The organism is Lacrimispora xylanolytica, from assembly GCF_026723765.1.
Lineage (GTDB): Bacteria > Bacillota > Clostridia > Lachnospirales > Lachnospiraceae > Lacrimispora > Lacrimispora xylanolytica.
Genome location: NZ_CP113524.1, coordinates 121,500 through 140,399, shown reverse-complemented (window position 1 = coordinate 140,399; position 18,900 = coordinate 121,500). Strand labels below are relative to the sequence as shown.

The window sequence follows — 18,900 nt, the reverse complement described above, 5'->3', positions numbered from 1 at the left end:
ATGGCACTTTTCCTGTTTGTCAATGGGAATCATGGGTAGTCACAGAAAAGAAGGGCCAAAATCCAAAATCCGGATCTTAGCCCTTTTTGTTATTTTAATCATTACCTGCTGCCAGCAGGCATCTTTTTTCTAATTTGAGAAAGCCGGTCAAGAGCTTCCTTTAACGTAGCATCTTTTTTTGCAAAATGGAACCGGATTAAATGGTTCACTGGCTCCTTAAAAAAGCTGGATCCGGGAACAGCACCCACCCCCACTTCTCTGGCCAGAACTTCGCAAAATTCAAGGTCGCTGTCATAATGAAACTCCCCGATGTCCATGAGCACATAATATGCTCCTTCGGGTACCGTATGCGCCAACCCAATGTCATCAAGCCCATTGAGAAACAGCTCCCTCTTCTTTGTATACTTCTGACGCAGGCTTTCATAATAATCCGGTCCGAACTTTAACCCCGGAATCACAGCCTCCTGTAGTGGGGCTGCCGCTCCTACCGTAAGAAAATCATGAACCTTTCTCGCCACATCAATAATCTCAGGAGATGCAATGATATAACCCAGCCGCCAGCCTGTAATGGAATACGTTTTAGACAGGGAGCTGCAGGAAATGGTCCGCTCCCACATGCCTGGAAGGGAGGCAATGTAAGTATGTCTGTGAGGCTCATAAACGATATGCTCATACACCTCATCTGCAATCACATAAACATCATATTTGATAGCCAGTTCTGCAATGAAGGTCAGTTCCTCCAAAGTAAATACCTTTCCGCAGGGATTGGAAGGATTGCAGAGAATCAGGGCCTTTGGCTGTTTTTGAAATGCAGCCTCCAGCTCATCCCGGTCAAAATGAAACAGGGGCGGATGAAGCGGTACATAAATAGGCTCTGCTCCGGATAATAAAGCATCTGCCCCATAATTTTCATAAAACGGAGAAAACACTATGACCTTATCTCCGGGGTTTGCCACGGTCATCATGGCAGCCATCATGGCCTCCGTGCTTCCGCAGGTAACTACGATTTCCTTATCCGGATCTATCTCATGTCCCATTGGCCCGGACTGTTTTTCAGCCAGTGCTTCCCTGAAATTCTGCGCTCCCCAGGTAATGGAATATTGATGAAAATCGCCTTCTGTTACTTCCTTTAAGCGATTAAGAATTTCTTTTGGCGGCTCAAAATCCGGAAATCCCTGGGATAAGTTGACCGCTCCGTATTGACTGGATATCCGGGTCATCCTTCGAATGACCGAATCCGTAAATCCTGCCGTCCGTTCAGACAGTTTCTGCATGTTCCTTGCCTCCTGTTATGTATGATTTCCCATAATTCAATATGCCTTTGGGATCAAGGGCTTCTTTGATCCGGTTCATGACCTCCAGATTTTCACTGGAAGTTCCGGAAAGAAAATAAGGACGCTTTGACAGCCCGATTCCATGCTCCCCAGAGGTAAGACCTCCAAGCTTAAAAGCCTTCTCATAGACCAGCCTCATATTTTCCTTAAGCTCCCTGTTCCACGTTTCCTCATCCCGTTCTCCCCGGACCAGGCAAAGATGAATGTTCCCATCTCCGGCATGACCAAAGCAGATCATCTGCATGTTTTTCTCCTGCTCCAACTGGTTTACATAATCAATGAACTCACTGCTTTTATCAATTGGCACCACAATATCAACCGGCTCCTGTTGGGATACCGCCTCCACTGCTTTTACAAGCGCTCCCCTTACCTTCCAGATTCCATCAGAAAGCTCCTTATCCCTTAGAACTATGTAATCCAAAGCTCTCTGTGCCATTACAAGCTCTTTCGCCCTATTAGCAGAAGCCTCTACCTCTTCCTCTCTTCCATCAAAGGTAAGAAGGATATAAGAAGCGGCATCCGGCCTTGGATATTGGATTCCTAAGAATTCCTCTCCAAGACTTATGACCTTTCGTTCCACGAATTCCACTGCCGTAGGATTGACATTTGCCTTTAGAATAGATAGTACATTGCGAATTCCTACTAAAAGACTTCCGAATGGAACCAGGACGCTTAGTGAGGTCTCCGGCTTTGGCAATAGCTTTAAGATGCATCTGGTGATAACTGCAAGGGTTCCTTCTGAGCCAATGATTAAGTTCTTTAAGGACAGTCCGCTGGCATCCTTAACATTCCTGCTCCCCACAGTGAGTACGGTGCCGTCAGCTAAAACCAGCTCCAGCCCTCTGACATAATCCCTGGTCACACCATATTTTACAGCCCTCATGCCTCCCGCATTGGTACTGATATTCCCCCCTAACGTAGATTCCTTTTCTCCCGGGTCAGGCGGATAAAAAAATCCTTCTCCTTCCACATAGGCCTGAAAATCCTTTAGAAACACTCCAGGCTCCACCTCAGCAGTAAGAGTATCCTTATCAAGAGATAGAATCCGGTTCATTCTGGATAGATCAAGAATGATCCCCCCTTCCATTGGTACCGTAGAACCTACCAGATTGGTGCCAGCGCCTCTTGGAGTCACCGGTATTTCATGCTCCCACGCATACCTTAGAATCTGGCTGACTTCTTTTGTTGAGACAGGAAGGACAAGAGCATCCGCCCTGCCCTTTAAACGCCCCAGACTGTCGCTTAAAAACCTGGGTTCCAATGGCTCAAATGCAATGCGTGATTCATCTGAAATGATATCAGATAGTTCATCTTTCTCTATGTCCTTCACGGTTTCCCCATCCTTTTTATTTGTTTAATAAATCCTGATCCCAGCCAGCCTTAATGAAATAGCCGCCAAAGGTATCGTTAAATATTTTCTCTGTTTCCTCAGACTGGAAGGTCTTAACGACTTTCTCATATACCGCTTTTTTCTCAGGATCAGAAATATCTTCGGTACGGGCTGCAATCAGATTCCAGTAGTTTTCTTCCCCAAGGCTGGTATCCTTAAAGATAGCCTCATCCGTCTTTAAGCCGAAATCAAGGGCAAAGTTTCCATTGATAATTCCTGCTGTCACATCTGCTAACGTAGAAGGAATGGTATTGGCTGCAAGCTCCTGGATTTTTATTTTTACTGTATACTCTTCAATGTCATCCACCGTAGGACTAAAACCGGCATCTTTCTTAATCTTAATAAGCCCGGCAGATTCAAGCACCTTTAAGGCACGGCCGCCATTTGTCACATCATTTGGAATCGCTACAGTATCTCCATCCTTAATCTCAGATACTGATTTTACCTTGCTGGAATAAAGGTTTAAGGGAATGATAAAGGTGTTTCCGATTGGCTCAATTTTATAGCCATTGCTCTCAATTTCATTCTGTAAGAAAATGCGGTGCTGGAATGCATTTAAGTCTATTTCACCATTTGCCAATGCATTATTAGGGGTTACATAATCGGAGAACTGTACAATGTCCAGATTGATTCCTTCCTTTTTCAGGGCCTCCTTAGTCGGAGCCCAAAGCTCTTCATAAATGCTACCAACAACTCCAAGCTTAACCGTAACGGACTCGGCCTTTGTACCGGTTGTCTCGGCCTGTGAACTTCCCTGGGCAGTGGCCTCGGCCTCTTTGGTCTCTGCAGCGCTGGAATCCTTTGCTGTGGTGGTTTCCGCTTCTTTCGCCCCGCAGGCCGTTAAAGAAAGAGTCAGTGCTGCTGCAGATAACGTAAGTGTAATCCATTTTTTCAGTTTCATAATTGTTTCCTCCATTGTTTTGTCATTGTTATTGTTATAAAGTCAGTGCCAGCTTAAAGTTCTCTTTCATGGTCTGACAGGACTTATGAAATTCTTCCAGTTCTTCTTCTGTTAAGTTCAGTTCAATCACCTCTGCCACTCCATGGCGGTTTAACAGGGACGGAACGCTTGCATAAACACCGTTTTCTCCATACTGTCCCGTAAGCAGTGTGGACACGGGAAGAACCCGGTTTTCATCACCAAATACTGCCCGGACCACCTCTGCAATGGCAGCCCCAATACCAAATTCCGTGGACCCTTTCCCTGCTAAAATGTGCCATCCGCCAGCCTTTCCTTCTGCTGCAATGGCTTTTAAATCAAGTGACCCGTAACGTTCTGGCTGTTCCTCCATGAGCTGGAACAGAGGCTTTCCTCCAATGGTCACCGCTGACCAGGCCGCCATCTGACTCTCCCCGTGCTCCCCAAGGGCATAAGCCAGTATGGATTTCTGATCCACTCCTACCGCCTCTGAAATCGCTCTCCTAAGCCTTGCGCTGTCCAGCGTGGTACTGGTGGAAAAGATTTTCTCTGCCGGATAATCAAGGACCCTCTGAATGTAGTGGGTCACCACATCCGCAGGATTTGAAATATTCAATATGATCCCGTGAAACCCTGAGGACCGTATGCCTTCCACTACATCTTTGATTATGGCTATGGTCTCCCGCAGAGTATCCATTCTTGTCTGTCCCTTACTCATATCAGGCAAGGGGCCTGCGGCTACAATAAACAAATCTCCGTCTGCTGCATCTGTGTAATTACCAGCTCTGACCAAACATCGTTTTTGTAAGTAGACTGTGGAATCAAACAGATCCATGGCCTGAGCCCTGGCCTTATTTTCATCCACATCTATGTACACGATTTCTTCACATAGCCCCTGAGAAATCAAGGCGTAGCCCGCATGAGAACCAACATGACCGGCACCTGCAATGATGATTTTCCTTTTTTGAAGCTCCATGTTCTACCTCCTTATATAGACCCTTAATGGGTATTCTTTTTTACAACCCGGTTACCAATGATCTGAATAACACTTACCATGAGTACCAGGACCAAAACGGTCACATACGTCACGTCCGTCTGATTCCTGTCATGGCCATATCGTATGGCATAATCTCCAAGACCCCCGGCTCCCACGACTCCCGCCATGGCTGTAAGACCAAGAAGGCTGATGGCTGTTATAGTAGTTCCTCTGGCGATTCCTGCAATGCTTTCCCTTAAATACACACTGAAAATGATTTCCATAGGACTTTTCCCCATGGAAAGGGCTGCTTCTATGAGCCCATGATCAATTTCTGCCAGTGCGCTTTCAATCTGTCTTGCAAAAAATGGTACCGTACCAAACACTAAAGGAACAATAGCTCCCTCAACCCCAATAGCCGTCCCCATAATAAATCGGGAAACCGGCATAACTCCAGTTAACAGGATGATAAATGGAATGGAGCGAAAGAAATTAATCACCTTATCAAGTACCTGATGAATTCCTTTATGAGCCAGTATTCCCCCAGGCCTTGTCACGGTAATGGTCACACCAAATACCATGCCTAAGACAAAGGAAATGGAGCCAGACCAGAGCGCCATAATAAGGGTATCTCCAATGGCCTGATAAAAGGTGGGAAGCTTTCCCATCACATTGGGTATGAAACTATGTAGTATATCCTGCATCCTTAATCACCTCCACTCCTACATTTTTCTCAGCCAGATAATTCATTGCCAAAGTAATCTGTTCCCGCTCTCCGCTCATAATAGCTACGGTTCCTCCAATGGGAGCATCCTGAACAATCTCTATATCAGAAAATATAATATTAAGGTCAATGTCAAAGGTTCTGGAAACCGTTGAGATCAAAGGCTCTGAAACATTCTTTTCTACATAAGAGAGACGGACGATCATCTCTCCCGGCTTTAATCTGGTCACAGGTGAATCCTCCGCCAGAAGACCTTCGATCTTCTGAAGATTAGAGGTGGTACGGATAAAGTCCCTGGTAACCGGTTCCTTGGGATTGGCAAAGATGGAAAATACCTCTCCCTCCTCCACAACCTTTCCTCTCTCCATAACTGCCACCCGTCCGCAGATTTCCTTAATGACAGCCATCTCATGGGTAATGACAACAACGGTAATGCCCAGCTGCTTATTTACCTTTTTTAAGAGCTGTAGAATCGCTTTCGTCGTCTGAGGATCCAATGCACTTGTGGCCTCGTCACACAAAAGAACCTTAGGGTCATTGGCCAATGCCCTTGCAATGGCTACCCTTTGCTTTTGTCCGCCGGAAAGCTGGTTTGGATAAGCATTTTCCTTATCCTCGATATCAACAAGACGCAAAAGCTCCCGAACCTTCTTCTCTTTTTCCTCTCGGCTGAGACTGCTTCCCTTAAGAGGAAACGCCACATTTCCAAACACCGTTCTGGATGGCATTAAGTTAAAATGCTGAAATATCATTCCGATTCCTTTTCTGGCAGTACGAAGCTCTTTGGCAGACAGAGCGGTAAGCTCCTTAGAATCCACGGTTACCTTGCCCCTTGTGGGCACCTCTAATAAATTAATGCACCGTACCAGAGTGGATTTTCCAGCTCCTGAAAAACCGATGATTCCAAATATTTCTCCTTTATCAATGGATAAAGATACATCTGAAATCGCATGGACCTGCCCCTCTCCGGTTCCAAAGACCTTAGAGACATTCTCAAGTTCAATCATATAATTCCTCCCTTATATAGAAAAAAACAGGCTCCCTAAGGCTCCCGTTTTTGGTAAGTGGTAAAAAGATGCTATGAGTATGCATTCCTTACTTGCCTGGATGGGAGTACAAAAAATAGAGATGAGCGCAGCACATCAGAGACATGGCCATAGTCATGTTTCCTGCTCTTTGGGATATACAACACGCTGCATGCATCATTCTATTCATAGGGTCTCCCGTCTATACTTATTAACATACTGGTTTTGTTGGTATAATAGCACCATGCCACTTTCTTGTCAACAAGGAATTTATAAATATTCATTTGCTGTATAATAATTTCGTATAAAAAAACGCGCAGGACACAGGTAATCCTGTGATCTGCACGTTTCATATATTTGGTATATTAAATATGTTTGATGTTTCATATGCTTAATTATTATCCATTGATTGCGATATTTGCCTCAAATGGAATGCCATTCGCAGAGAGTTTCACGCAAAGCACCTGATTGGAGCTCATCTTTATAGATACGTTAGTTCCATAAAGCAGGGTTGGCGTGGAGATATCCACTGTAATTCCAATCTCTGAAAAGAAGGTTGCAGCATTGGCAGTTAGCATGTTGGCAAGCTCTGAAACAGCACTTTGTGCCATCTCATCAAACTCTTCCACCGGCATTCCCATCATCATGGTGGAAGCAATTTTTTTTGCATCCTCTAAGCCAAGGCAATACACTACATTTCCTTTGACCTCTCCCACAATACCAACGGTCATAATTACGCCTGTACTGATTAAGTTGTCATCCTTTAAGCTGATGCCTTCTTTTTTTATATCATCAAATCCAAGCTGAGGCATCACGGAAAAGAATGCCTGGATAAAAGGATTCATGTATTTTACATCCAATGATCGTCACCCCTTTGAAATCCGACGTTAAGGAGAATTTCTCCATATTCTGATTCACCAATTACAGAAGTTGTATAGAAACCAGGTGCTGTGATGCAGACACTTTCTCCATGCATGATGGTAGGAGGAGCAACACGCAGACCAAAGGCCTTATTCATACGGTTGATTACGGAGCATGCATTTCCTGAAATGATATTGGCAAGCTCGCCAATCACTGCTATCACTTCTTCGTTTGTATTGTTTTCTTTTTTCATGATTGCTGCTGTCAGCTGACTGGCAGTCTTCATGCTTAAATCAATAAGCATTCTTCCGGAGAACTTTCCGATGATACCGATAATGATGGTAAGGCCCTTGGACTCGAATTCCTTTTCACAGGGATATTCCGTCTGATATGTAATCAGGGATTTAGCCATCTTATTAATTCCATCTAAAAGGGATTCCTTAAAGATTTCCATATTTTTATCAGACAACTCCTCATACAGCTCATCCGATTCCATTACACGGCTGATTGCTGTCATTAGGCTGTCCTCGTCAATTGGCTTCTGAACATAAGCCGATACCTTGTTGTCCTTAGCTGCCTTCACGATTTCATCATCCATCATGGAGCTTACAACGATTACCTTAATATCTTTGTTAATCTCATGGATTGCCCTCGTACACTCCAGCCCGTCCGTTCCCGGCAATGTCATATCCATGGTTACAAGCTGGGGCATCTTATCTTTTACCACTTCCTTAACTGCATCCAGTGTGCCGGCTTCTCCGACCACCTCAAGTCCGTGTCTTTCAAGAATTCCCCTGATGTAAGCAATTGAAAATGGGGAATCATCCACTATAACTACTTTTGTACCTTCCATAAAAGTATAAACCCTCCTGCTTGAATAATTAGTAACATTTAATTCTTGCCTTAAAGATACCAGTTATTCTATATTTTGTCAAAGCTTTTTCTTTTTCGACAAACTGTTTTTTAGGGCTTTTTCTAGCATGATTTTAGCTTTAGAATCTGCCGCTATAATGGCTGTTTTAAAAGGAAATAAATTATATTGGAAAATTCTGATTTTAACTTTTTTATATAGGTACTTAGGGATTGTTTTATATAAAAAACAAGATGCAGGGGAAGTGGATTATAATGGATTCAAATATTTGAATAAAAATCAATCATTTTGCTAGAAATAAACTTCTCTTTATTCGTACTTAATACAATAAAGAACTGCTGTATTTGTTGGTCTTACAGTATATCTTACTTCTGAATATGTAGCTGTTTTTGTAGTGATAGATACGTCCTGAACCGATTCATAAAGTTTTTTATCAGTAGAGTTTATTACCTTATCTACATTACTTGGAAATCCATTATAAGTGGTGCTATTGTCAAATCGGGAAATTAAATGTGTATTACCACCAGAAACATAAGATGAGACAAGAATCTTTACACATTACATTATATCTCACTTTCATTATATTCTAGTTATTATTATCATGCATCGCGAAGCAGCCTTTATGGTCTACTTCTTTGTGTATTCGATTACTACATAAGCTGTACTACCAGAGTAATCTCCCTTATTGTTTAAGTAAGAATAGTATATTTCTCCTGTTGCCATACCATAGTACATATTTATTGCAGCGTACATTCCCTCAGGACGATTAATAGAGGCAGATAATGTTACCTGAAATAAATTATTTTTATCTACCATATTTCCGTACAAATTAATAACCTTATCAATTTCAAGGTCACAGACATTTGCAAATGTACATTTATTGTTATTTTCTATAGCAAGCTTTCCGGTAATCACCTTTCTATAAATAGGCTTACCATCTACCCAGGTGCCAATTACTGTCTCGTCAAAGGAATAAAAATCTTTAGATTCTTCATAACCTTTGTGTGCACAACACCCGTAATACTGATTATTGATTACAGTGCAACATTTTGTTTCTTCCATAAATAGGTCCTCACTTTCATTTACATACTAAATGGTATTTATCGAAATTTAACTAATGTGGTATGTTACTATTGTAAATGAGTTATATAGTCATTAACAGGACACGAATTGGACATAAAATATATGACCTAAGTACTGTAAAAGAAGTAACCAAGCCTAACTATTTATAAAAAAAGAAGCGGAGTTAACCGCCTCTTTAAAATTATTCCCTACCACCCGGAGAATTTTCGTCTCCTTCGTACTGAATGTGTAGATTATTTATTTGATTTTGTACCTCTGCTATTCGAACCTTTAAAGAGTTTATTTGCTGTTCTTTTAGCCCGAATTCAGCTACGATTAACTGAGCTTTTAAATCAGATAGTTGATCTTTTAATTTTGCTAGCTCTTCCATGATATTTTATCTCCCTAGTTTATTTAAAGTTACGTATATATTATGATAGGTTTTGTATATAAAGTAAACTAATTAATGATAATTAAAATTCTTCAAATAATAGTTGATCTACTTCACTTATATAACTATATGTATCCCATTAACTAGATGCATTTTGGTTTTTTCCCATTTGAGCCGTTCGTAACTGACATATACAAAATGCAGGATAATGGATTTTCCCAACCCAATTATCCTGCATCACCACTTTAACCCCCAAACTTGGTAACTTCAAACATCTGGCTGAGAATCAGCCAATTTGACCTAAAAAACTGCATTAGCTGCCAATATCCAGCCCCAGTCAATCCATATTCTTTAATCAAATCAAACTTCGCCTTATATCTTCTTGCATCCTCAAACCATACCTCATACTGTATCCCAAACTTCCAATATCTAAAATACGGGCTCATCGACTCTTCATCAAACTGAATTTCCGCCCCGGATTTTCAGGATCTAAAGAATCTATCACCGTATCTTTAATTGTCAATTGAGGATATAATAAGTGTTTTTCCTTTGCATATGTGATACGGAAGTAATCCCATAAGTCCTGTTTTTCCGACGCTAATAGGCAAAACAATAATTGCATGTGTTTTGTTGTTTTTTACAATAAAATGTTCCTAAACTTTATAATATGCCCGAATTTGAGGCACCCGTAAGCTTTTATTCTCATATATGCTGTGATCCGCCTTCATAAGATAGTCTTTATCGTATTGCAACTTTGACATAATATCTCATCCCCTGATTCAATATTTAATTTCGATTTTACGCTCTAAGATAGATACTGTCAATTGATTTCTTTAATATGTATTAGTGTATAAATATATACAAACGAGCTTACATATAGAATTTTTATCACTCTGTTAATAACGGCATCTGCAAAGCTCCGGCTTGATCTGGCGTGAGCGTCCAGGTTCCGCTATTATCTTACCGTCTGCGTCAACCGCATAAATCTTTCCAGAACTCTCCACAAGCTGTGACTTACACATAGTCCCGTCAAGCCCTAAATAGTACCAAGCTTTATTATACTGGTACCAGGTATTGGTGACCATAATCCCAACAGCATTAAACCAATACCACTTGTCCTGATGCTGTACCCAATCATTACGGACCGGCAGTCCAGTATCTCCGTTATAATAACGCCAGCCTCCGTCCTCTTCTATCCAGCCAGTTCTCTTTTCCCATGTATCTGCCAGAGCTGCCTTAAACGCCTCCCAGGTGTGCTGTGTATGGTTATAAACATAAGTATTCGGACAAATTTTCCCGGTCACGTCATGATGACGAATTACACGATCTGCAGGTATATTGTGCTTTGCCATCAGATTCTTTGTCAGCGCAATTGCTGCCTGCACAGTAGCCTCCTCAAAATACCAGTCCCGGCTAGTATCTGCCCTATTGCCTTTATTACGAACACACATTTCAATCCCCAGGCTTTTACCATTACGGCAATCAGGATGCACGTACTTCTTTGCTCCTCAATGCCAGGCGATATTTTTATCCTCCACTGACTGCCACACGGATCCATCAAAATCAACATAATAATGAGCACTTGCTCCCCGCTCAGCGCCGGCATACCATTTGCAGTTTGCCTCAGCTCCACCGGTCGCTCCAACGTAATGAATCACAATATACTTGATACGATCTACAATACTGATATTATGATTGTAAGGTGTAAGTGATTTATTAATCTTTATATTATTTTCCTCCAAATAGAAAAGGCCCAGGCTAATCCCAGGCCCGTGAGTTGCGACGGTCGTAAGAATTATTCAGTTACAGCTTTCTTTTTCAGCACATCAATAGCCTTGGTCAGAACTCCAGGAAGTGGTATGCCCATAAGCCCGGCATTCTCAACAATGGAAATCAGCTCATTAGCCATAAAACCGATAATTACGGCAGCCCTTATGTAATTGGTACCAATGGCCAAATCAAGACGAAAGGCAATCAAAACAAATAGTAAGGTTATACTCTTTCTACAGAGCCCTTTACAGCCGGCTCTTGACTTTAAGGCTCCAGTTTCAGTTTCGGTGCTCTTCTTAAAAATACCGGCCACTGCCAAACCTGAGAAAAAGTCGATAACCATAAAAAGGAGCAAAGTAGCAATACCGGTATCCCAACCCCCGAACAATGATGCTACAAAACTCCCTACCACTCCTGCGGTTATACATAATACGTTTTTCATTCTCGTTCTCCTCATTCTTTCCTTATTTATTTTTAAAATTTTCAGTAATTCAGTTTTACATGGCTACCTTTACCAACAAAGGAGTAATGATCAGCCAATAAAAGATACAAAAAAAGAGCCATCTGGCTCCTGTGTGAATTATGATAAAAGAGAGGCGATTATCGCCCCTCTTGATATGTATTACTTATAATTATTCTCTTACTCTTACATAAACCTGGCCTACCACATTACCATCTCTGTCTGTTGCTTTTGCCAGGGTTAAACCTTTCCCCTTTGCTGTTACAACTCCTTTGCTGGACACGGTGGCTACTGTAGCGTCAATGGATTCCCATGTAACATTTAAGGTATTAGTTAAATCATCTACAGTTAGACGACTTGTTTTTCCAACCTTTAAATCTATTGCCAAACGATAATCGTCAGCGTTATCAACAACAAGTATGCTGATGTCATCGGAATAACCTCCATCTGGACTCTGAACATGAATAACAGCATTTCCTGCCTTAATAGCCGTTACGACTCCGTTCACATCAACCTGAGCTACGGTACTGTCAGAAGAGGTCCAGGTCATGTTTGTGTTTTCATCCAAGTGATCGTCAACGCTTAACTGAAGTTTTTCTTCTGGTTCCAAGACAACCTTAAGTTTGGAATCTACAGTTGGTGTTTCAGTTGTAGGCGTTCCCGATACCTCGGAAGAGGTAACTGTCTCTGAATCAGATAATTTCGCTTTGACAATATAATAGTATGTTGTATTTGCTGTTACACTGTTATCTGTATAGCTTGTTTCTGTTAAATCAGTAGCAATTTGAGTGTATGGACCTCCTGCAGTTGTGGAACGTTCCACACTGTAGCTCAATGCATTATCAATGTTATTCCAAGTGAGATTAACTCCATTATCGATGTTAGAAGCTTGAGCAATCAAGGATGGCATTGTTGATATTATAGGTATAGAAAAATAACCTTTTAAATTCGTAGGCGTATTTACTAGTATGCCACCCCAACGTGCAGAAGATATTTTATGGTCATGACCTCCAAGATAAACTGGTGTAATATAATCTTTACCAAATCCAGTTTGACTGAATTTTATATTATCTACAGAAGTAGCTAATATATTACTATTATTAATAAACTTAAATTCTTTTCCATCAAGCGTAAAACGACCTATCATCCCCAGCTCGCGTGAGTTATTACAATTTGCCTCTACATGTAAATAATAATTTTTATTTGTTTTTAATTTTATATTTCCTTGATAAACAGTTGTAAAATCATTTCCACTAGCTACTAATACTCCACTTTCAGTATCTGATTCACTTATGTACAACTTAAATTCTCGTATAACAGATAACTGATAGCTTAACGTCGCCTCGCTTCGCGCTTCCACAGGCTCCGCGTACGCCGTAATGCTAAATGCTGACATCATTACTAATACTGCAAATAGAAAAATACTTCTTGTTACTTTTTTCATACTAATTCCCCTTTCTTTTGTGCACAATCAATTATACTTACATTTCTTAATTTTGCAAGATTAAAATCACATATATGAAAAATAGTATTTTTAATATTGATAATCTGATATTTCTCCTCACTCTAGTATTTCATTTTGTGACCAAAATTAACTAACATAATGGCTAAGATCACTAAAACGACACAACAACAACAACAACCAATAATTAACTTTTTTTATTTTTCATACTTTTCCCCTATATATTTTCTTCTACTAGATACCATAATTTACCAAAAAACACCCATCGTCCATAAATCGATAGGCGTTTTTTAAGGAAATCAGTATAAATGGAAATTGGGATTTAACTAAAAATAATTCCTAAACACTGCTTTCTATCCGATTTGAAAAGCCATGAAGAAAAAATAAGAACGTCGGCTTTAATCAGCCGCCAAGCTGTTACACCTGGCAGCCGTAGGAGTATTATTTCTTTGTGTATTCAATAACTACATAAGCTGTGCTTCCTGAATAAACCCCATTAGTGTCTATGAAGTTATAATATAAATTTGCTGTATCCTCATTGTAAAACATATTTACTGCTGTAAATAAGCCACTTGTTCGGTTATAGGAAGTCTGTAATATCATATGATCTGCAACAGTTTTGCCAATAGCATTTCCATACAAATTAATTACTTGATTAATCTTAAGATCGGACACATTTGCAAAGATAATAGCATTGGCGCTATCCTTAGCTAATGTCCCAGTAATCACCTTTCTGTAAATCGGCTTACCGTCCACCCATGTTCCAATCTCAATCTCATCAAAAGAATAAACATCCTTTGAATTTCCATCACATTCAGCAAGCTGAATACAATATTTTTTGCCTGTCATAATAAGTCCTCACTTTTATTTTTTAATAATACTTGAAAAATTTGTTATTTCTTTGTATATTCAATGATCACGTTAGCTGTACAGCCTGAATAGTCTCCACCGTTATTTAAGAAATGGTACTCTAATGTGGATTTAATTTCGTTGTAAGCCATGTTTATCGCAGCAAACAATCCATTTGTACTAGCATAGGATACAGGAAATACTATATGCCCTGCTTTATTCTTGTAAATCATGTTCCCCTGAATGTTAATTAACTGTTCAATATTAAGCTCAGGAATAGTAGCAAAGACAATATTATTACCACTATCGTTCGCAAGCGTTCCGGTAATAACCTTTCGATAAATTGGCTTACCGTCAATCCATGTTCCGCATACAGTCTCATCCGTAGAATAAACGTTTTCTGCTCCTGTGCCGCTATTACCATTACCTTCACAACACCCATAATACTGTTTAATCACAGTACATCCATTCCTTTCTTCCATACATTCTGCCATAAATAAATCCTCCTCTGTTTGTTTATCCAGAACCATTACTACTGGATAACATAATTGTAAATCAGCTATTAATTCATTAACAGGACACAAATAGGATACGTTTTTCCAGTTCACATCTTACAGGAGGAATTTAATTCTGGCTTCTGCTTGATAGCATACTACCATCTTTCATCGGGACATTGTGAGACATTTTCAAAGAATCTTAAATTCCTCTTTTTACAACTATCCTCCGTAAAGCTAACCCTTTGCTTTGGAAATATTCGATTCATGGCCTGTGCTACCTTCTACCAGGGAATCCCGTCTATGTAATACAAGCGGAACATAGTCCTTACTTCGCTTTTGGGGACAGATTCAATATATTCCTCAGCCTGTGTCATAAGCTCCAGTAATTCCATTTCTTTGATTTCAAGCATTTTCTGGAGTCTCTCAATAGCCGCCTTCTTACGGTAGTATACCGTAGTTGGATATCTGGTTATCTTAATGCTCCCATAGGTACCGTCTTTCTTGGTACCTTTTACGGAATATCAAAAGGAGGCCACCTTATACATTATTATTTTTATCAGACCAGAGTTTACTTATAAGTTCCTTCAAATTCCCCTTTAGGTTTGACGCCCTCATTACTAATCTTTGTGTCTCCTACTACATAAGTTTATTTGTGGCTTTTACCCACTAGTGCCTGTCCATGTCATGCAAAATAAAATGCAGGATAATGGATTTTCCCACCCCAATTACCCTGCATCATCTCTTTAACCCCCAACCTTCCTGGCTTCAAACATCTGACTGAGAATCAACCAATTCGCCCGGAAGAACTGCATCAACTGCCAATATCCAGCACCAGTCAATCCATATTCCTTAATCAAATCAAACTTCGCCTTATAACTTCTAGCATCCTCAAACCATACCTCATGCTGTATCCCAAACTTCCAATATCTAAAATAAGGGCTCATAGACTCTTCATCAAACTGAATTTCCGCCCCATTATCAATTGCAATTTGAACAGCTTCCAAATTGCTTATGGTTTCCGCTCTCGTCACACCACGCTCATAAGGCAGAGGCCAGTCGTATCCATAATTTGGAATACCCATACTTATCTTGTACACAGGGATTTCCGTCAGGGCATACTCCACCACTTTTCTTACCATGTTAATAGGAGCAACTGCCATTGGAGGCCCGTAAGTATACCCCCATTCATAAGTCATCAAAAGCACTCGGTTTGCCGCGGCTCCTAAAAGCCCATAATCCACACCCTCATACAAAAGCCCCGCCTGTTCCGCAGAAGTCTTAGGCGCCAGTGCTACCGTTACCTGATAGCCGAACTGGTTCATGATCTGGGTGGTACGGCTTACAAAGTCCGCATAAGCCAGACGGTCCTCAGCCATAATATACTCAAAGTCAATATCTAGCCCGCCATACCTTTTTTCCTGCATCTTAAGTCCCAGGTTCCAGATGAGCCGCTGCTGAACCTGAAGGTTATGTACCGCATTGGTAACCAGATTGTTGTTAAAACGTCCGTCAGGTCCAAGAGGAGTCAGAGTAAGAATGGGACGAACTCCGGCCTCTAATGCCCGGTCAATCATCCAGTCATCATCAGCCATCGGGGGAACCAGATCCCCATTTTCTGTAAATCCATAGGAAAAGACGTAAAGATCCGTCAGAAATGGAAGGGTATTATCCAGGTTTACCGGTTCAATAAAAGGATAGGCATATCCAAATACATAAAGAGGAGTCCTGTCCTCAGGAGGTTCATCTCCGCGGATATAAAGCGACTGACCAATGGCCAGACGATAGGGAGGCTGAATTTGATTGTCAAAGACAAGAGCCTCCACTGAGACACCCTGCGAACTGGCAATGGAATCCACGCTGTCCCCCTGCTGCACCACATATATTTTCATAACAGCATCCTTTAATCAGAATTGGTAAAACATATGTGAAAAAATGCCAAAACATGACAGATAGGCGCCTGGTTTCATATTTCTTTAGAAAAAAGTAAAGTGCTTTATTTATTGGAAAACTAGAAAACCTTATAAAACCGTAGTTTTCTGCTTAAAACCGAGGTATTGGGGCCTTTCAGTCTCACCACCTTTTACCACTTAAATACAGTCAAAACCAGATGTCATGCAGTCAAAATGCAGTCAGAAAATGATATAATCTCTTCTATATTAAAAGGGCGGGTCCGGAATTACCGGTTGCCCGCTATTTTATTTTAAATTAAAAATCAAGATCTTCATCATCTTCATCTTCGATATTGTTATCCTGACAAGCTCTTAAGCCTCTTCTAAAACCTCTTCTAAAAGCTTCGCGCTCACGTCTGCGACACTCACGGTCACTCCAATTACCCTGACCATTACCCTGACCGTTACAGCAACAATTACGACGACAGTTGTTCCAGTTGTTAAAGCAGCACATGATTTTCACCCCTTTCTTATTAGGTATACTATACAATATGTTATAGCAAGACAAGTTGTGAAAATCACTATATTGCTTTACGTTGCCAGTCCCGGCCACTGCAGCGCGCCATCCTGATCAGGCGTCAGCGTCACTGGCTCAGTGATCATCTTTCCATCTTTATCCACTGCATAAATCTTTCCGGAGTTTACGACAAGCTGCGACTGGCACATAGCGCCGTCCGGTCCTAAATAATACCATGCTTTATTATACCAATACCATGTATTTGTAATCATAATCCCTGCAGCATTAAACCAGTACCACTTCCCATCAACCTGTACCCAATCATTGCGCACGCATTCCCCGGTATCTCCGTTGTAGTAACGCCAGCCACCGTCCTCTTCTTTCCAGCCGGATTTCTTTTCAGGTGGAGCTGCAGCAGTCCATGTCTTTTTAAATTCGTCAGGGTTGTCGTATACCTTTTTGATTCCAGAAGTTGAGCTGCCCCAGTCCGGTAACTGAAAATGAGGTTTGTCTACTGGTGATTTCCAGTTACCGCCCCATTCCAAACCCAAGGCTACACCAATGGCACCGACACGTCCAAAGAAATTCCCTGTTTCGTTATACGCTCCCTGACCATCGTTCCGGTAAATATCAAAGGCGGTCCCCCACTGATGATAGGAACTATATGTACTGCCAGGGGCATTGGTTACCTTGTTGCCGGGGACAGTTCGTCCCTGAGCGTAAAGCGCATCCTGTTCTGCTACAGTCCGGAAGGTTTCTCCAATCTTAATTTTTAATCCCTGTTTAGAACACTCCTCCACCAACTTGGCAGCCAGCACCTGCAGGCGTGGGTGACACAATGTAATATCTCTCATTTAATTATTCCTCCAATCCAAAAGAAAAGGCCCAGGATTATCCCAGGCCTGTGTGTTGCGACATCGCAACAAATTATTCAGTTACAGCTTTCTTCTTTAAAACATCAATAGCCTTTGTAAGAACACCAGGGAGAGGTATTCCCATGAGCCCGGCATTTTCTGTGATAGAAATTAACTCATTGGCTATGAAGCCAATAATTACCGCATCCCTTATGTAATTGGTACCAATGGCCAGATCCAGCCGGTAGGCAATTAGGACAAATAGCAATATCATACACTTACGGCAAAGTCCCTTAAAGCCTGCTCTTGATTCTAAAGCCCCGGTTTCCGTCTTGGTGCTATTTTTGAAGATTCCTGCCACTGCTAAGCCAGAGAAGAAATCAATTCCCATAAAAAGGAGTAAGGTTGCAATACCGGTATCCCAGCCCCCGAACAACGATGCTATAAAACTCCCCACCACTCCTGCGGTTGTACATAATACATTTTTCATACTCATTTTCCTCACTCTTTCTTTTCATATTCTTTACCGGTAATCTCCTGAAACTCGTCCGCCGTAATCCAGCGGTCCACGGCATTTCTAACCATTCCTAAAGACCATAATTCCGTCTCATAAAAACCTTTTACCTTTTCATACTTACTCATGGCTTACCTCCGTTTCGATTCCCGACATCATGGACAGATATTCTATTTGAGCATCAAGTGCTTGTACCTGTCGCTGAGAATACTCATACTGTTTTTGAATAAGCATAAGAGTTTTATAATCTACAAAAGGATAACAGGCGTACCCAGCAGGAATCTTTTCTCCGTTTTCATCAAGCTTATATAGCAATTCCCCGGTTTTTTCATCTCTTGCATTGCTCCCAACTTCATTGAAAAGCAATTCATATTGCGGTTCATACCTATACCCCTGGACACAGGCATCACAAAGAGTGCCAAACATTTCCGCTCTTGTTTGCTCTATTTCAAAAATTTCTCTATAAATTTCTGGTTCAATTTCCAGCGAAATAATTTCATAATTTTCATTCACATATATTTTCATTGAAAAACCT

General features: G+C 41.1%; 21 protein-coding genes and 2 pseudogenes. 1 reads left to right on the top strand and 22 read right to left on the bottom strand.

All coding sequences use genetic code 11. The annotated features are described in order from the left end of the window. Window positions 1-101: 101 nt before the first annotated feature. The 8 genes from OW255_RS00700 to OW255_RS00665 all read right to left on the bottom strand — a co-directional run bounded on the left by OW255_RS00700 (window position 102) and on the right by OW255_RS00665 (window position 8,082). Window positions 102-1,274 carry a pyridoxal phosphate-dependent aminotransferase gene (locus OW255_RS00700; RefSeq protein ID WP_268115302.1) on the bottom strand — a complete coding sequence of 391 codons (1,173 nt, stop codon included), beginning with the start codon at window positions 1,272-1,274 and terminating at the stop codon, window positions 102-104. After that, on the bottom strand, window positions 1,258-2,664 hold the full coding sequence (locus tag OW255_RS00695) for an FAD-binding oxidoreductase (RefSeq protein ID WP_331485720.1): 1,407 nt from the start codon (window positions 2,662-2,664) through the stop codon (window positions 1,258-1,260). The genes OW255_RS00700 and OW255_RS00695 overlap by 17 nt, the downstream gene beginning before the upstream one ends. Before the next feature lie 16 nt (window positions 2,665-2,680). Continuing rightward, window positions 2,681-3,625 carry a MetQ/NlpA family ABC transporter substrate-binding protein gene (locus OW255_RS00690; protein ID WP_268115301.1) on the bottom strand — a complete coding sequence of 315 codons (945 nt, stop codon included), beginning with the start codon at window positions 3,623-3,625 and terminating at the stop codon, window positions 2,681-2,683. A gap of 34 nt (window positions 3,626-3,659) precedes the next feature. Continuing rightward, window positions 3,660-4,619 carry an L-lactate dehydrogenase gene (locus OW255_RS00685; RefSeq protein WP_268115300.1) on the bottom strand — a complete coding sequence of 320 codons (960 nt, stop codon included), beginning with the start codon at window positions 4,617-4,619 and terminating at the stop codon, window positions 3,660-3,662. A 23-nt stretch (window positions 4,620-4,642) separates the two neighbouring features. Further along, complete coding sequence (locus OW255_RS00680) at window positions 4,643-5,323, bottom strand: methionine ABC transporter permease (RefSeq protein WP_024837817.1); 681 nt, start codon at window positions 5,321-5,323, stop codon at window positions 4,643-4,645. Continuing rightward, window positions 5,304-6,350, bottom strand: coding sequence for a methionine ABC transporter ATP-binding protein (locus OW255_RS00675; RefSeq protein WP_268115299.1), 1,047 nt, complete (start codon window positions 6,348-6,350; stop codon window positions 5,304-5,306). The genes OW255_RS00680 and OW255_RS00675 overlap by 20 nt, the downstream gene beginning before the upstream one ends. A 416-nt stretch (window positions 6,351-6,766) precedes the next feature. Further along, entirely contained in the window at window positions 6,767-7,213 is a 447-nt protein-coding gene (locus OW255_RS00670) for a chemotaxis protein CheX (protein WP_331485718.1), read from the bottom strand. Window positions 7,214-7,218: 5 nt separating this feature from the next. Next, a complete protein-coding gene (locus tag OW255_RS00665) occupies window positions 7,219-8,082 on the bottom strand; it encodes a response regulator (RefSeq protein ID WP_024837820.1) in 864 nt (287 codons plus the stop codon). A 127-nt stretch (window positions 8,083-8,209) separates the two neighbouring features. On the opposite strand from OW255_RS00665, the gene OW255_RS00660 reads away from it, so the two are divergent. After that, window positions 8,210-8,395 (top strand): hypothetical protein, encoded by a 186-nt coding sequence (locus OW255_RS00660; RefSeq protein ID WP_155857774.1) that lies wholly within the window; start codon window positions 8,210-8,212, stop codon window positions 8,393-8,395. Window positions 8,396-8,727: 332 nt separating this feature from the next. On the opposite strand, the gene OW255_RS00655 is transcribed toward OW255_RS00660, so the two are convergent. The 14 genes and pseudogenes from OW255_RS00655 to OW255_RS00585 all read right to left on the bottom strand — a co-directional run bounded on the left by OW255_RS00655 (window position 8,728) and on the right by OW255_RS00585 (window position 18,890). Further along, window positions 8,728-9,162, bottom strand: a complete 435-nt coding sequence (locus tag OW255_RS00655) for a hypothetical protein (RefSeq protein WP_024837821.1) — start codon at window positions 9,160-9,162, stop codon at window positions 8,728-8,730. 202 nt (window positions 9,163-9,364) lie between these two features. Then, window positions 9,365-9,553: a hypothetical protein gene (locus tag OW255_RS00650; protein ID WP_024837822.1), complete on the bottom strand. Its 189-nt coding sequence runs from the start codon at window positions 9,551-9,553 to the stop codon at window positions 9,365-9,367. A gap of 245 nt (window positions 9,554-9,798) precedes the next feature. Continuing rightward, window positions 9,799-10,029: pseudogene (locus OW255_RS00645) on the bottom strand (glycoside hydrolase); the annotation flags it as partial. Between the two features lie 420 nt (window positions 10,030-10,449). After that, window positions 10,450-11,211: pseudogene (locus OW255_RS20820) on the bottom strand (peptidoglycan recognition protein family protein). A gap of 137 nt (window positions 11,212-11,348) precedes the next feature. Next, a complete protein-coding gene (locus OW255_RS00630; protein WP_024837824.1) occupies window positions 11,349-11,765 on the bottom strand; it encodes a phage holin family protein in 417 nt (138 codons plus the stop codon). Between the two features lie 190 nt (window positions 11,766-11,955). Continuing rightward, complete coding sequence (locus OW255_RS00625) at window positions 11,956-13,227, bottom strand: Ig-like domain-containing protein (RefSeq protein WP_024837825.1); 1,272 nt, start codon at window positions 13,225-13,227, stop codon at window positions 11,956-11,958. Window positions 13,228-13,686: 459 nt separating this feature from the next. Further along, window positions 13,687-14,094 carry a hypothetical protein gene (locus tag OW255_RS00620; protein ID WP_024837826.1) on the bottom strand — a complete coding sequence of 136 codons (408 nt, stop codon included), beginning with the start codon at window positions 14,092-14,094 and terminating at the stop codon, window positions 13,687-13,689. Window positions 14,095-14,138: 44 nt separating this feature from the next. After that, a complete protein-coding gene (locus OW255_RS00615; protein WP_268115298.1) occupies window positions 14,139-14,588 on the bottom strand; it encodes a hypothetical protein in 450 nt (149 codons plus the stop codon). A gap of 284 nt (window positions 14,589-14,872) precedes the next feature. Further along, entirely contained in the window at window positions 14,873-15,001 is a 129-nt protein-coding gene (locus OW255_RS00610) for a hypothetical protein (RefSeq protein WP_268115297.1), read from the bottom strand. A 333-nt stretch (window positions 15,002-15,334) separates the two neighbouring features. Then, window positions 15,335-16,480 (bottom strand): glycosyl hydrolase family 18 protein, encoded by a 1,146-nt coding sequence (locus tag OW255_RS00605; RefSeq protein ID WP_024837828.1) that lies wholly within the window; start codon window positions 16,478-16,480, stop codon window positions 15,335-15,337. A gap of 591 nt (window positions 16,481-17,071) precedes the next feature. Further along, window positions 17,072-17,851: a M15 family metallopeptidase gene (locus OW255_RS00600; protein ID WP_268115296.1), complete on the bottom strand. Its 780-nt coding sequence runs from the start codon at window positions 17,849-17,851 to the stop codon at window positions 17,072-17,074. 73 nt (window positions 17,852-17,924) lie between these two features. After that, window positions 17,925-18,341, bottom strand: a complete 417-nt coding sequence (locus OW255_RS00595; RefSeq protein ID WP_268115295.1) for a phage holin family protein — start codon at window positions 18,339-18,341, stop codon at window positions 17,925-17,927. A gap of 11 nt (window positions 18,342-18,352) precedes the next feature. After that, window positions 18,353-18,493 (bottom strand): XkdX family protein, encoded by a 141-nt coding sequence (locus tag OW255_RS00590; protein WP_268115294.1) that lies wholly within the window; start codon window positions 18,491-18,493, stop codon window positions 18,353-18,355. Continuing rightward, the gene (locus tag OW255_RS00585; RefSeq protein WP_268115293.1) at window positions 18,486-18,890 is read right to left on the bottom strand and encodes a hypothetical protein; all 405 of its coding nucleotides are present in this window, start codon (window positions 18,888-18,890) and stop codon (window positions 18,486-18,488) included. Before OW255_RS00585 ends, OW255_RS00590 begins: the two co-directional genes overlap by 8 nt. Between the last annotated feature and the right edge of the window lie 10 nt (window positions 18,891-18,900).